The organism is Achromobacter sp. CSND-B12 (assembly GCF_052906545.1).
The window spans coordinates 3,468,423-3,481,484 of the sequence record NZ_JBREGJ010000001.1; the positions used below are offsets into that span (position 1 = coordinate 3,468,423).

General features: G+C 70.6%; 11 protein-coding genes and 1 tRNA gene. 8 read left to right on the plus strand and 4 right to left on the minus strand.

The annotated features are described in order from the left end of the window. Window positions 1-29: 29 nt before the first annotated feature. From fdhE to ACUTAG_RS16325, 5 genes are all read left to right on the plus strand, one after another. Entirely contained in the window at window positions 30-965 is a 936-nt protein-coding gene (gene fdhE / locus ACUTAG_RS16305; protein ID WP_035182973.1) for a formate dehydrogenase accessory protein FdhE, read from the plus strand. A 2-nt stretch (window positions 966-967) separates the two neighbouring features. Next, complete coding sequence (gene selA, locus ACUTAG_RS16310; protein ID WP_148317718.1) at window positions 968-2,401, plus strand: L-seryl-tRNA(Sec) selenium transferase; 1,434 nt, start codon at window positions 968-970, stop codon at window positions 2,399-2,401. Next, window positions 2,398-4,335 (plus strand): selenocysteine-specific translation elongation factor, encoded by a 1,938-nt coding sequence (selB, locus tag ACUTAG_RS16315; protein WP_148317716.1) that lies wholly within the window; start codon window positions 2,398-2,400, stop codon window positions 4,333-4,335. Before selA ends, selB begins: the two co-directional genes overlap by 4 nt. 26 nt (window positions 4,336-4,361) lie before the next feature. Continuing rightward, a tRNA-Sec gene (locus tag ACUTAG_RS16320) sits at window positions 4,362-4,457 on the plus strand. A 192-nt stretch (window positions 4,458-4,649) separates the two neighbouring features. Beyond that, window positions 4,650-5,684 (plus strand): glycosyltransferase, encoded by a 1,035-nt coding sequence (locus ACUTAG_RS16325; RefSeq protein WP_148317714.1) that lies wholly within the window; start codon window positions 4,650-4,652, stop codon window positions 5,682-5,684. A gap of 17 nt (window positions 5,685-5,701) precedes the next feature. Here the strand turns inward: ACUTAG_RS16325 and ACUTAG_RS16330 are convergent, their stop codons facing one another. Both ACUTAG_RS16330 and ACUTAG_RS16335 read right to left on the minus strand, forming a co-directional pair. Continuing rightward, entirely contained in the window at window positions 5,702-6,244 is a 543-nt protein-coding gene (locus ACUTAG_RS16330; protein ID WP_148317712.1) for a TlpA disulfide reductase family protein, read from the minus strand. 12 nt (window positions 6,245-6,256) lie between these two features. After that, complete coding sequence (locus ACUTAG_RS16335; protein ID WP_148317710.1) at window positions 6,257-7,360, minus strand: transglutaminase-like domain-containing protein; 1,104 nt, start codon at window positions 7,358-7,360, stop codon at window positions 6,257-6,259. Window positions 7,361-7,502: 142 nt separating this feature from the next. On the opposite strand from ACUTAG_RS16335, the gene selD reads away from it, so the two are divergent. Next, entirely contained in the window at window positions 7,503-8,564 is a 1,062-nt protein-coding gene (selD, locus tag ACUTAG_RS16340; protein WP_020925481.1) for a selenide, water dikinase SelD, read from the plus strand. Between the two features lie 39 nt (window positions 8,565-8,603). Here selD and ACUTAG_RS16345 read toward each other — a convergent pair whose 3' ends face one another. Together ACUTAG_RS16345 and ACUTAG_RS16350 are read right to left on the minus strand one after the other, a co-directional pair. Continuing rightward, complete coding sequence (locus ACUTAG_RS16345; RefSeq protein ID WP_242608464.1) at window positions 8,604-10,676, minus strand: LTA synthase family protein; 2,073 nt, start codon at window positions 10,674-10,676, stop codon at window positions 8,604-8,606. A 243-nt stretch (window positions 10,677-10,919) separates the two neighbouring features. After that, a complete protein-coding gene (locus tag ACUTAG_RS16350) occupies window positions 10,920-11,840 on the minus strand; it encodes a LysR substrate-binding domain-containing protein (RefSeq protein WP_047993076.1) in 921 nt (306 codons plus the stop codon). A gap of 172 nt (window positions 11,841-12,012) precedes the next feature. Here ACUTAG_RS16350 and ACUTAG_RS16355 point away from each other — a divergent pair, with 172 nt between their 5' ends. After that, the gene (locus tag ACUTAG_RS16355) at window positions 12,013-12,252 is read left to right on the plus strand and encodes a DUF2917 domain-containing protein (protein ID WP_080564186.1); all 240 of its coding nucleotides are present in this window, start codon (window positions 12,013-12,015) and stop codon (window positions 12,250-12,252) included. Next, on the plus strand, window positions 12,249-12,893 hold the full coding sequence (locus ACUTAG_RS16360; RefSeq protein ID WP_006384404.1) for a 2-hydroxychromene-2-carboxylate isomerase: 645 nt from the start codon (window positions 12,249-12,251) through the stop codon (window positions 12,891-12,893). The genes ACUTAG_RS16355 and ACUTAG_RS16360 overlap by 4 nt, the downstream gene beginning before the upstream one ends. The last annotated feature ends 169 nt before the right edge of the window (window positions 12,894-13,062 follow it).

Below are 13,062 nucleotides of genomic sequence, written 5' to 3' on the forward strand. Positions count from 1 at the left end.
CAGCCGTGTTTGTTTATCTGGAGACGCAATTGCAGCGAATTCTTCCGCGCGGCGAGATCGAAGCGCTAGACCACAACACCATCCCCCGCATCCAGCTGCCGGCGCGCGATTCGGTTTTCGCGACGCGCGCGGCGCGGCTGCGGCAACTGGCCGTGGATAGCCCGGTGGCCGACTACCTGCTGCTGATGGCGCGGCTGGTCGACGCCCAGCAGAACGCCCTGCGCGGCTGCAACGCGCCGCCGGCCTCGGAAGACCGCATCGCCCTGGCGCAGGCCCATGGCATGCCGCCGCTGCAGGCGGTGGGCTGGCCGCGCGACCCGCTGTGGCGCGACATCCTGCGCCAGCTGGTCGACGAGGTCGCCGGCGGCCAGGACGTGCCGGCCGAGGCGCTGGAAGTCTGCTCGGCGCTGCGCCGCGCGCTCGACGAAGACACCGAATCGCTCGAAGACCTGGCCGAGGCGGTGCTGTCGGAACAGCATCGCGGCGTCGACGGCGCCGCCGCGCCGTTCGTCATGGCCGCCTTGCAGGTGTATTGGACCGACCTGGCCAGCCGCTTCGACGAAAAGCAGCTGCCGGTGGCCTCGCCGTTCGGCGTCTGCCCGGTCTGCGCCAGCCTGCCGGTGGCCAGCGTGGTGCGGGTGGGCGGACAGTTCGAAGGCTACCGCTACCTGTGCTGCAGCCTGTGCGCGACCCAGTGGCACATGGTGCGGGTCAAGTGCTCGCACTGCGAGGACGTCGAATCCGTGGCCTACCAGGCCATCGAGGGCCGCGCGCCCGCCATCAAGGCCGAGACCTGCGACCGCTGCCACACCTACCGCAAGATCTTCTATCAGGACAAGGACCTGCACGTGGAGCCGGTGGCCGACGACCTCGCCAGCCTGATGCTGGACGTGCTGGTGGGCGAGGCCGGCTATTCGCGCGCCAGCGGAAACCCGCTGCTGTGGCACGGCGCCGAGGAGGAATAGCCATGACCGGGCTTGCCGCCGCCGCCGACATCCCCGCGCTCGACCGGCTGCTGAACGCGCCGGCGCTGGCCGCGGCGCTGGACACGCATGGCCGCACGCAGGTGGTGGCGGCGCTGCGCCGGCACCTGGATGCCCTGCGCCAGCGCGCCCTGGCGGGTGAACTGCCGCGCGCGGAACTGGCGCAAGCCGCCGTGGCCGCCGCCGTCGACGGCGCCCTGGCGCGCGCCGCCGCGCCGCGCCTGCGCGCCGTCTACAACCTGACCGGCACCGTGCTGCACACCAACCTCGGCCGCGCGCTGCTGCCCGACGAGGCGGTGGCCTCGGTGCTGCGCGCATTGACCACGCCGGCCAATTTGGAGTTCGACCTGGACAGCGGCGGCCGCGGCGACCGCGACGACCTGATCGACGACCTGCTGTGCGAGTTGACCGGGGCCGAGGCCGCCACCGTGGTCAACAACAACGCCGCCGCCGTGCTGCTGATGCTGAACGCGCTGGCCGATCGCCGCGAGGTGGTGGTGTCGCGTGGCGAACTGGTCGAGATCGGCGGCGCCTTCCGCATCCCCGACATCATGAAGCGCGCCGGCGCCAGGCTGGTCGAGGTGGGCACCACCAACCGCACCCATGCCGCCGACTACGAGAACGCCATCGGCCCGCGCACCGCGATGCTGATGAAGGTCCATTGCAGCAACTACGCCGTCACCGGCTTCACCAAGAGCGTCGGCGTGGCCGAGGTGGCGGCGCTGGCGCATGCGCGCGGCCTGCCGGCCACGGTGGACCTGGGCAGCGGCACGCTGGTGGACCTGACCCAGTTCGGCCTGCCGCGCGAGGACACGGTGCGCGAGACCATCGCCGCCGGCGCCGACCTGGTCACCTTCAGCGGCGACAAGCTGCTGGGCGGCCCACAGGCCGGCCTGCTGGTGGGGCGCGCCGACCTGATCCGCAAGATCAAGAAGAACCCGCTCAAGCGCGCCCTGCGCGTGGGCAAGCTGACGCTGGCGGCCCTGGAACCGGTATTGCAGCTGTACCGCGCGCCGGAATTCCTGGCGCAGCGCCTGACCACGCTGCGCCTGCTGACCCGGCCGCAGCGCGAGATCCAGCCCATGGCCGAGCGCGTGCGCGGCGTGCTGGCGTACGCGGCGGGCGCCGACTACGAGGTCGAGGCGGTGCCGATGTTCAGCCAGATCGGCAGCGGCGCGTTGCCGGTGGACCAGTTGCCCAGCCACGGGCTGGCGGTGCGATATCGCGGCAAGGGCCGCCCCGGGCGCCATCTGGATCGCCTGGAGGCGCGCTTGCGCAACCTGCCGGTGCCGGTGATCGGCCGCATCGCCGATGACGCGCTGTGGCTCGACCTGCGCTGCCTGGAGGCGCGCGACGAGGCCGCCTTCACCGAGCAGCTCACCGGACTCGCGGCGCAATCCACGGAGCCGCGGGCATGATCGTCGGCACCGCCGGCCATATCGACCATGGCAAGACCACGCTGGTGCGGGCGCTGACGGGCGTCGATACCGACCGCCTCAAGGAAGAAAAGGCGCGCGGCATCTCGATCGAGCTGGGCTACGCCTATACGCCCCTGCCCAACGGCGACGTGCTGGGCTTCATCGACGTGCCGGGCCACGAAAAGCTGGTGCACACGATGGCGGCAGGCGCCAGCGGCATCGACTTCGGCCTGCTGGTGGTGGCGGCCGATGACGGCGTCATGCCACAGACCCGCGAACACCTGGCGATCCTGACGCTGCTGGGCGTGGCGCGCGGGGCGGTGGCGTTGACCAAGGCCGATCGCGCCGACGCCGCCCGGCTGGCGGCGGTGCGCGGCGAGATCGCGGCACTGGCGGCGGCGACGTTTCTGCAGGACGCGCCCCTGTTCGAGGTATGCGCGGCGCGCGCCGGCGACGCAGGCGTGGCGCGGCTCAAGCAGCATCTGGACGAGGCCGCGCAGGCGCTGGGCGCGCGCGATGGCGCCGGCCTGTTCCGGCTGGCGGTGGACCGAGTCTTCACGCTGGCCGGCCACGGCACCGTGGTGACCGGCACCGCGCATGGCGGCCGCGCGCGCGCCGGCGACGACGATGCCGACCTGCGCCTGATGCCGGCGGGCACGCGGGTGCGGGTGCGCGGCATCCACGCGCAGAACCAGCCCAGCGAGACCGGCGCGGCCGGCCAGCGCTGCGCCCTGAACCTGGCGGGGATCGACAAGAGCGCGATCACGCGCGGCGACTGGATCGCCGATGCGCGCTGCTTCCTGCCGTCGCGCCACGTCGATGTGGCCTTGACGCTGCTGCCTTCGGCCGATGCGCCGCTGCGGGCCTGGACGCCGCTGCACGTGCACATCGGCGCGGCGCGGCAGGTGGCGCACGTGGTGCCGCTGTCGGCCGACGCGCTGGCCCCGGGCCAGTCGGGCTGGGTGCAGCTGGTGTTCGATGAGCCGGTGTGCGCGATGCCGGGCGACCGATACATCGTGCGCAACGCCCAGGCCACGCGCACCGTGGGCGGCGGCCGGGTGCTCGATCCGAACGCGCCGGACCGCAAGCGCCGCGCGCCGGCGCGGATGCAGTGGCTGCAAGGCGTGGCGGACATGCTGGATGGCGGCGGGCTGCAACCGCTGCTGGCGCAGGCCGCGCTGGGCCTGGACGAAACGGCGCTGCAACGCCTGGCAGGCAGGCCGGTGCGCGACCTGACGGCGCCCGAGGGGGCGATCTGGATCGAGCCGCGCACGCCGCAGGGCGCGCGCACGCTGATCCTGGCCACGCACTGGGAAGCGCTGCGGACACGGGTGGAGCAGGCGCTGGCGACCTTCCACCAGGGCGCGCCGGACGAACCGGGCCCCGACGGCTCCCGCCTGCGCCGCATGGCCTTGCCGGCCGCCTCCGAGGCGCTGTGGCAGGGGTTGCTGGAAGATCTGCGGCAGCAGGGCCGGGTGCTGCGCAACGGACCCTGGCTGCATCTGCCAGGCCACACCGCGGCGCTGGCCGAGGCCGAGGCCCAACTCGCGCTGCGCCTGCTGCCGCTGCTGGCCGCCGGGGCCTACGATCCCCCCTGGGTGCGCGACCTGGCGCGCGCGCAGGGCGAGCCGGAGGAGCGGGTGCGGCAGGTGCTGCGCAAGCTGCTGCGGCGCGGCGAGGTGGCGCAGGTGGTGAAGGATCTGTTCTACCACCGCGAGCGGGTGGCCGAGCTGGTGGCGCTGGCGATCGATCTCGCGGCAAGGCCCGAAGGATTGAACGCGGCGGCCTTCAGGGATGCGACGGGGCTGGGCCGCAAGCGCGCGATCCAGATCCTGGAGTTCTTCGATCGGACCGGCTTGACGCGGCGGCTGCGCGATACCCACGTGCTGCGCAACGACAGCGCGTATCTCGGGGCGGGCCAGGCGGTATCATAGGCGGTCTTTCATCGGCGGTTTTCTCTGGAAGGCATCCGTGCCCGGTGGCACGGCCGGGCTTCAAACCCGGTTGGGGACGTCAGACGTTCCCAGGTAGGTTCGACTCCTGCTGCCTTCCGCCAATTCGTGGCTGCCGGATCGCAAGTATCCGGATCGGTCCTGCATTTGTCCGTCTTGTTCCCCGGCCCGCTGAATCCGGCGTAGCTTACCGATCCGCCCGCGCCCATCGGACAAGACATCCCTGCTCGTAAACCCATGCCACCGCATGGGGTTCAAGGCGCGGCGCTCCCGTAAAGCCCACGCCTGAACAGAACATGAGCCACGTCGAACCCACTGCGCCGCAGGTCAGCCTGATCGTGCCGGTATACAACTGCGAACGGTATCTGTCCGACCAACTGGACGCGCTATTGGCCGACGCCGCCTTGAGCCTGGAAGTGATCGCGGTCGATGACGGGTCCACCGATGGCAGCGTGGCGATCCTGCAGGCGCGTGGCGCCACGGACGCGCGCCTTCGCATCCTCAGGCAACCCCATCAGGGACTCGGCGCCGCGCGCAATGCGGGCCTGCGGGCCGCGCGCGGCGCCTGGGTCGCCTTCGCCGACGCCGACGATCTCCTGCCCTCGGCCGGACTCGCCCGGTGGCACGAACAGGCCGTTTCGCAGGGGCTGGAGCTGCTGATCGGAAACGCGTACCGGTTCACGCACGCGCCTGCTCCCTTGCCCCGGTCCCCCGTCCTCACCCGGCAACCGACTGCCGGCACCATGACGGGCGAGGATTGGATCGCGCACTGCGTCGCCATCGGTGAATGGCCGCACTATGTTTGCCTGCAATTGGTCAAGCGCGAACTCATCACCCGACACGGCCTGGCGTTCGATCCCTCGATATTTCACGAGGACATCCTGTGGACCACCCGACTCGCGCTGGTCGCCAGGCGCATGGGCTTCGCGTCCGAGCCGGTGTACGGCTATCGGCGCAACCCCGACTCGATAACCCTTTCGCCGTCAGCCCGGATACGCCAGTGGCGCGGCGTCAGCTACGTTCACATCATCGAGGCGCTGCTGGCGCTGTCCAGGCGGCAGGACCTCGGCCAGAGAACCCGCGTCTCGATCGTGCGTCACGTCCTGCATGAACTCCTGTGCTTTGTCGACCTGCTTCGCAAGGACGTCGAAAACCCGCAAGCGCGCGCCCAACTGGCGCGGTCGATGCTCGACCTGCGCGCCTGGCCGCGGCTGGTCCGCCATGCGCGCGGCGTCACCGACCTGCGGCGGGTGTTCAAGGCATACCGGCGCCTGAGACGAATGGCGCGAGGCAAGGGCGCTTTCACGCCGGACATGGCCGTCACGCGGTAGCAGCGCCGCACGCACAATCACGCCCGCAGCATCCTGGTGACGACGCCGTTGACGTTCGCGGCCTGCCAGTCCAGCGCGCCCAGGTGCCAGTGGCGGATGCGGCCGCCGCGGTCGACCAGGTAATTGGCGGGCAGGCCGACGGCATCCCATTGCCTGGCGGCGCTGCTGTTGCGATCATGCAGGACGGTGCCGGCGACCGGCCACTTGGCCAGGAAGGTGGTGATCTTGCCCAGCGCTTCGCCGACGTTCACGGCGACCAGGCGCAGGCCTTCTTCGCGGTGGCGCCTGGCCATGGCGGACATAAGCGGGAATTCGTCGCGGCAGGGGTCGCACCAGGTGGCCCAGAAGCTGACGATGACCACGCTGCCGCGCCAGGCGGCAAGTTTCTGCTCGCGGCCCGCAAGGTCGGGCAGGACCAGCGGCGGCGTCCCAGCGGTCCAGGCGGCCCAGTCGGGACCCGTGGCGGCCTTGAGGGCGCTGTCACTGGCGGCGGCGCGGGCCCAGCCCGGCAGCGCCACCAGCGACAGCGTGGATTGCAGCAGGTGGCGGCGGCTGACCATGGGCGCGCTGGTTCAGGTGGACAGCGAACGGGCGGTCAGGGTGTAGCGGAAACTGTCGGGGTCGAGGCTGTCCAGGCGGCCGTCGGCGGTTTCGCCGTTGGGGTACATCAGGAACGGCACGGCGCCGTGGGCGGAGCCGGGCAGGACGACGTCGTGGCCATGGTTGTAGGCAACCCAGTTCATTTCCCACGCGCCGAACAGCATGACACGGGCGCTGCGCACGCGGGCGTCGGCGGCGGGCAGGTCGCCGGGCGGCTCCTCCAGCATGACCTTGCGCACGTCGGCGGGGTCGACCGGGACCCAGCCGTAGCCGTCGGCGTAGAACTCGGCGCGGCAATGCTGCGCGCGGGTGACGTCGCCGGCCTTGCCAAGGCTCTTGAAGCCGAGCTGCGAATCGGCCACGCGCAGCCCGTAGGCGTCGCGGGCGGGAATGCCGGCGGCGCGCGCCAGGGCGACGAACAGCGCGTTGATGTCGGCGCATTTGCCGTTCAGGTCGTTGGCGGCAAGCATGTAGCGCACGTCGCCGGTGCCGCAGCCGCGGGTCGAGGCGGTGCGGCAGGTGTTGTCGACCACCCAGTCGTAGAGGGCCCGGGCCCGCGCCAGCGTGCCCTGGTGGCCGCGGGTGATGCGGTCCGCGGTGGTCTTGACGATGCCGTCGGTGGGCAAAAGCTCGGTGGGCTGGAGGTATTCGCGCAGGGTGGCGGCGCTTTCGCGCGAGGCGCTGGGGGCCGGCGGCTGAGTCAGGTCGACGCGGCGGTTGCGGGTCTGGAAGCGGCTGGTCACGGTGACTTCGCGCGGCGCCTGGGCGTCGGGCCATTGCACCGCCAGCATGCGCACGTCGTAGCCGGGCGCCTGCGCCAGCCGCGCGCTGCCGCCGCCGCTGACCAGCCAGGCGCTCTGCGCGCCGCGCTGATACCCGGTGTCGGCGGCGTAGGGCAGGGGGATCCAGAGGCGCGCCTGGGCGCCGGGGTCGCGGACCTGGATGTGGGTGGTCAGTTCGAAGCTGCGCCAGTCGGCGCTGACGGGCGCCTGGCCGGCGCGCGCGGCCAGGGGCAGGGCCGCGGCCTGGGTGGCGCACAGGGCGCCCGAGAAACGGAGGAAGTGTCGGCGATCCATATAGCCCTCACGCACGGTGAAGTTTGGCTGTCGGTGCGCCCGGTGGCGGGCGGCCGTCCGTTGCTGCCTGCTGCCGGATCATCATAGGACCATTCGGGGGCGCGATGCTATCCTTTTCCCCATCACCTACGGAGAGATTCACATGACCCAGGATGCAGCGTCCGCGGCGGTGCCGCGCTTGACCTCGCTGTCGCACGGCGGCGGCTGTGGCTGCAAGATCGCGCCCGGCGTGCTGTCGCAGCTGCTGGCGCGCTTCGGGCCGGCCGCCAGCTACCCCAACCTGCTGGTGGGCACCGAGACGGCCGACGATGCCGCCGTCTACCGGCTCAACGACGAGCAGGCGCTGATCGCGACCACCGACTTCTTCATGCCGATCGTCGACGATCCCTACGACTTCGGCCGCATCGCGGCCACCAATGCGCTGTCGGATGTGTACGCCATGGGCGGCACGCCGATCATGGCGCTGGCCATCGTCGGCATGCCGATCAACGTGCTGCCGCACGGCGTCATCGCCGACATCCTGCGCGGCGGCGAGTCGGTCTGCAAGGAGGCCGGCATTCCGGTGGCGGGCGGCCACAGCATCGACTCGGTCGAACCGATCTACGGCCTGGCGGCCATGGGACTGGTGCATCCGGACCGCATCAAGCGCAACGCCGATGCGCGTGCCGGCGACGTGCTGGTGCTGGGCAAGGGGCTGGGCGTGGGCATCCTGTCGGCGGCGCTGAAGAAGAACCGGCTGGACGCCGACGGGTACCGGGTGATGATCGACACCACCACCCGCCTGAACCGCCCCGGGGCGGCGCTGGCCGCGATGGACGGGGTCCATGCGATCACCGACGTCACCGGTTTCGGCCTGCTGGGACATACGCTGGAGATGGCTCGCGGCGCGGGGCTGACCGCCAGGCTGCGGCGCGAGGCCTTGCCCTGGCTGCCAGGCGTGCAGGCCTTCGCCGCCGAAGGCGTGGTCACCGGCGCGTCGGGCCGCAACTGGGCGTCGTATGGCGAATCGGTGCGGCTGGGCGCGGACGTATCCGATGTCGAACGGGCCTTGCTGACCGACCCGCAGACCGCTGGCGGCCTGTTGGTCGCCTGCGATCCCCAGGCGGCCCAGGCGGTGCTGGAACTGTTCCGCGAGCAGGGTTTCGCGGACGCCGCGGTGGTCGGCGACATGGTCGCGGGCGACGCGCTGGTGCGCGTCGACTAGCGCGCAGCGCGGTGTTGCGGCCAGGTCCGGCGGCGCGGCTCAGGGCCGCTCCGGGCGCGGTGGCAACTGGTGCTGCACCTGGTAATTGATCTGCCATTGCAGCAGCGGGGCATAGGCGTCGAGCCGGGCCTGCTCGGCCGCCTCGGCCGGCGTGGCTTCGCGTTCGGCCGCCAGCGCCAGGCCGGCGCTGCCGGCCCATGGCTGGATGCGGCCCGGACGGTCGCGCCGGTAGGCGCCGTCACGCGTGATCAGCAGGCGCGGATTGTTGAAGCCGAAGCACCATTGCGGATCGGGTCGCGCGGCCAGCAGATCGCAGCCGCTGCGAAAATAGGGCGTATCCGCCAGACTCAGGTGATACAGCGTCGGCAGGATATCCTTGTGGCTGCCGGGGCGCATGGAGTCGTAGGTCGACTGCCCGCGGTAATCGCGCGGCACGTACAGGTAGAACGGCACGGCGCGCGCCAGCACGGCATCGCTGTCGAGCGCGTAGTCGACGCCCAGGATATTGTGGTCGCCGGTGACGGCGACGATGGTGTTGGCGCCGTTGGGCGAGGCTTTCAGGCGGGTCAGGAAGCGGCCCAGTTGGTCGTTGGCGTAGCGCAGCGTGTCGAAGGCGTCCTCCAGGCCGGTCCAGCTGGCGTAGTAAGGCAGGCGCTCGATGTCGCGCAGATCGAGGCCGCCGCGCTGACCGCCCTCGGGCACCAAGAATGGCGGATGGTGGGTAGTGGACAGGGCCATGATGAACAGGCGCTCGCCGGCGCGGTCGGCCTGCGCCAGCCGTTCGCCGATGTAGCGGAACATGTATTCGTCCGGCACGCCCCAGACGCCCGGCTGCGCCTCGGGGTAGTGCTGCCGTAGTCCCAGCTGGTCGATGAATTCGTGCGCGCCCAGGTGGCTGGCGAAACGGCCCAGGTTACGCCAGGTGGCAGTGCCCGAGGTGACGAACACCACCCGATAGCCACGGGCGAGGAAGGGTGCGAAGGCGTTGCTGGCGAACGTGGCAGTGGCCGCCGAAGACTGACTGGTGGCCAGCACCGGGCTGCGCACCAGCAGGCGGCTGAGCGAATCGATGGTGCCGTTGCCTTCGGACAGGAAGCGATCGAAGCGCCAGTCCTCGCGCCAGTGCGGACGCAGCGCGCCCAGCAAGTCGCGGCCGGACCGGTCGAACGTATTCATGTGATGTCCCATGCTCTCCATCACCTGCAGCACTACGTGCGGCGGCCGGGCGTCGGCCTGCGGATTGGCGCCCGTGCTGGCCATGAAGGGCCGCAAGCCATGCCCGGGGTGTCCCAGGAATCGCTGGTAAAGCCGGGCGCCCTCGTCGTCGGTGACGGCCGCGAAGCGCTTGTCGTTGTCACGCTCGGACAATGCCCAGAAGAACGCCGAAATGCCGTTGGGCGCAATGTCGTTGAGCAATCGCAGCGAAGAAATGCCGGTGTCGTCCTTGTTCAAGGGGAAGGTGCCCAGCGAACCGCGGCAGGCCAGCACGGTCACGCTCAGGATCAGCGCCATCCGCAATGTGCTGGGCGCCAGCGGCCGCCGCGCCAGCCGCGCGCGCAGCACCCGGGCGCGCCAGCGGCACGCCAGCCAGCTGGTGGCGCCCAGCACCGCGGCCAGCAGCGTCAGCGCGCGCAACACCGGATAGCCGTGCCACAGCGTTGCCAGGATGGCGCGGGTGTCGTCGTCCATCAGGCCGAACACGAAGATGTCGATCGAACGCGAGAAAGTGGCGAAGTAGCACACGCTCACCACAGTGCTGGCGGCGAACAGTGTCGCCAGCACGGCGCCCAGGTAGGGCAGGCACCGCAGCCACAGCGCCTGCGCCGCCGGCCGCGCGGCCAGCAGCAAGGCGGCCAGCAGCGGCGCCGAAAACGCGATGGCAGCAACCTTCATGTCGAACAGCAGGCCGATCGTCAAGGTGCGGGTGATGTCCTGCGGTAGCGCCGCATAGGTCCCCGGCGGCGCATACGTCGCCAGCAGGTAGGCGCGTCCGGCGCCTTGCGCCAGCACCGACACCAGCCAGGGCGCCAGCAGGATCAGGAAGGAACGCTGGAAGTTGAGGAACCAGGCTTGCCAGGCGTCCGCGGAACGGAAGCGCTTCATCTGCGTCATGAAAGGAGTGCGGGTGCCGGAAAAATGGCGGCAACGGGCCGTGCTCGCCGTCGAGACGGCGGGCATGGGGTTCATTCGCAGGGGAGCTCGGAGCCGTGCGGGGATGCAGGCCGCAATCTACAGGAAGGCAAGCGCGAATCTATGAAGGTTTGTATAGAACTTGTAGCGTGCCGCCCAGCCCATCGGCCAGGGCTTTGGTCTGAAAATGCCGCCAGGCTCGCCGGTGTGCGGCATTTGCAGACCTTATTCCGGAGCCAGCAGGCGCGCCGTGGTGGCGGCCTGCTGCACCAGCCAGCGCGTCACGATCTCGGCGTCGGGGGTGCTGCGGCGCGCGTTGCGCACCAGCCAGTAGGCGTGCTCGGTGGCGTCCGCCGGCTGGCCGCCGACCGTCGCCAGGCGCTTGTCCGCCAGCATGGGCGCGATCAGCGCCAGCCGCCCCAGCGCGATGCCATGGCCGGCCAGCGCCGCGTGCACGATCTGGTCGTACTGGTTGAAGCGCAGCATGCCCTTGGGCCGCACTCGCCCCAGGCCGCGCGCGTTGAGCCACTCCGACCATTGCAGCCAGGGCCGGGTGGGGTCGTCGAACTCCAGCAGCACATGGCGCTGCAGTTCACGCGCATCCAGGGCGCGCGCCTGCAGCGAGGGATGGGCCACCGGCACCACCGACTCGCCGAACAGCCAGACGGCTCCGTCCGGCACGGTGTCGCGCAGGCTGTAGCGGATGGCGATGTCGACGCTTTCGCGGTCGATGTCGATGACCCGGTTGTCGGCCGCCACCCGCACGTCGATGTGCGGATGGGCGGCCTGGAAGTCGCCCAGGCGCGGCAGCAGCCACAGCGAGGCCACGCCGATGGTGGTGGTGACGGTGACTGGCGTGCGGCGTTCCGGGGCGCGCAATTGCTCGGTCAGGTCGCCCAACTGGCTCAGCCAGGTGTCGGCCATGCGGAACAGCTGCGCGCCTTCCGACGTGAACGACACGCTGCGAAAACCGCGCACCAGCAGCGGCACCCCCAGGTGGGCCTCCAGCGCCCGGATCTGGCGGCTGACCGCCGACTGCGTCACGTGCAGGTCCTGCGCCGCCAGCGTGATGCTCATGCGGCGGCCCACGGCGACGAAGCCTCGGACCAGATCAAGCGGGGGAAGTTTGGCCAGCGGGTATGACATTCGTAAAACTCATGCGTGTGCGGCGGAAATGTCGCTTGTGCAATATAACGCCTGCGGCGTCCAATATGACTCAGGCGACGGGTGATGCGGTGGCCAGCCGCCCACGCCCGCCACGATGGCCGCCGTTGCGGCGGGGGGATGCGCCATGATCCGGTTATGTTGCACTGCGGGAATGTCATTTCGCCTGGCCCGGGGTTCGACTATGCTGCTCAGACGGGCCTCCGGCCTGCGCATCGAGTGCCACGCCGGCGCGCTCTGGCTGTCCGAGTACCGCCGGCCGGACGACAGCGTATTGCAAGCCGGCCAGTCCATCATCGTGGGCAGCGATCGCGACGTCGTCCTCAGCGGCCTGCCGGATGCGCAGGTCGCCCTGGTTTCCCAGGTTCCCCAGCCGTTGGAGCTTTTGTCATGAATGCGTCCCTGCCCGCCACGCCCCGCCTCGAGATGTGGTTCGATTTCGCCAGCCCCTACAGCTACCTGGCGATCGAGCGCATCGGCGCCCTGGCGGCGCAGGCGGACGTGCGGGTCGACCTGCGGCCGTTCCTGCTCGGCCCCATCTTCCAGGCCCAGGGCTGGAACGACACGCCGTTCCGCCTGTTCCCCGGCAAGGGCGCCTACATGATGCGCGACATCGCCCGCCTGGCCGAAAAATACGGCGTGCCCTACAACCGGCCGCGCCTGTTTCCGCGCATGAGCGTGCTGCCCGCCCGGATCGCGCTGCTGGGGCAGGACGAGCCCTGGGGCCGTGATTTCTGCCTGTCGGTGTTCCGCGCCAATTTCCAGCACGACCAGGACATCCAGGCCGAGGACGTGGTGCACACGCTGCTGACCGACCTGTCGCTCGACGCCGACGCGCTGATCGCGCGCGGCAAGTCGGAAGCCGCCAAGGAGGCGCTGCGGCGCCGGGTCGACGAGGCCCGCCACCTGGGGCTGTTCGGCGCCCCGACCTTCCTGGTGGACGGCGAAATGTTCTGGGGCAACGACCGCCTCGAGGACGCCCTGGACTGGACCCGCCGCGCCCCTGTCGGCGCCTGGGCCGCCGCGGCCGGCTGAACCTGGCGCCCACTTTTCGATCATGGTTGCCGGCGCCGCGCGCCGGCAACGCAGAGTTTTTTCCGCCAACGCTTTTCCCGCAATGAAAAACAGCAGCAGCCCGCTACGCGGCGCGCCCATGCCGGGTGGCCGATCGTTCACGCAATTCCGCGCCGCGCGCATCCGCCGC

What these genes read in the sequence shown, in the direction of transcription:
- selA (WP_148317718.1), top strand. Translation starts at nt 968, where the DNA reads ATGACCGGGCTTGCCGCCGCCGCCGACATCCCCGCGCTCGACCGGCTG.
- selB (WP_148317716.1), top strand. Translation starts at nt 2,398, where the DNA reads ATGATCGTCGGCACCGCCGGCCATATCGACCATGGCAAGACCACGCTG.
- ACUTAG_RS16325 (WP_148317714.1), top strand. Translation starts at nt 4,650, where the DNA reads ATGAGCCACGTCGAACCCACTGCGCCGCAGGTCAGCCTGATCGTGCCG.
- ACUTAG_RS16330 (WP_148317712.1), bottom strand. Translation starts at nt 6,244, where the DNA reads ATGGTCAGCCGCCGCCACCTGCTGCAATCCACGCTGTCGCTGGTGGCG.
- ACUTAG_RS16335 (WP_148317710.1), bottom strand. Translation starts at nt 7,360, where the DNA reads ATGGATCGCCGACACTTCCTCCGTTTCTCGGGCGCCCTGTGCGCCACC.
- selD (WP_020925481.1), top strand. Translation starts at nt 7,503, where the DNA reads ATGACCCAGGATGCAGCGTCCGCGGCGGTGCCGCGCTTGACCTCGCTG.
- ACUTAG_RS16345 (WP_242608464.1), bottom strand. Translation starts at nt 10,676, where the DNA reads ATGACGCAGATGAAGCGCTTCCGTTCCGCGGACGCCTGGCAAGCCTGG.
- ACUTAG_RS16350 (WP_047993076.1), bottom strand. Translation starts at nt 11,840, where the DNA reads ATGTCATACCCGCTGGCCAAACTTCCCCCGCTTGATCTGGTCCGAGGC.
- ACUTAG_RS16355 (WP_080564186.1), top strand. Translation starts at nt 12,013, where the DNA reads ATGTCATTTCGCCTGGCCCGGGGTTCGACTATGCTGCTCAGACGGGCC.
- ACUTAG_RS16360 (WP_006384404.1), top strand. Translation starts at nt 12,249, where the DNA reads ATGAATGCGTCCCTGCCCGCCACGCCCCGCCTCGAGATGTGGTTCGAT.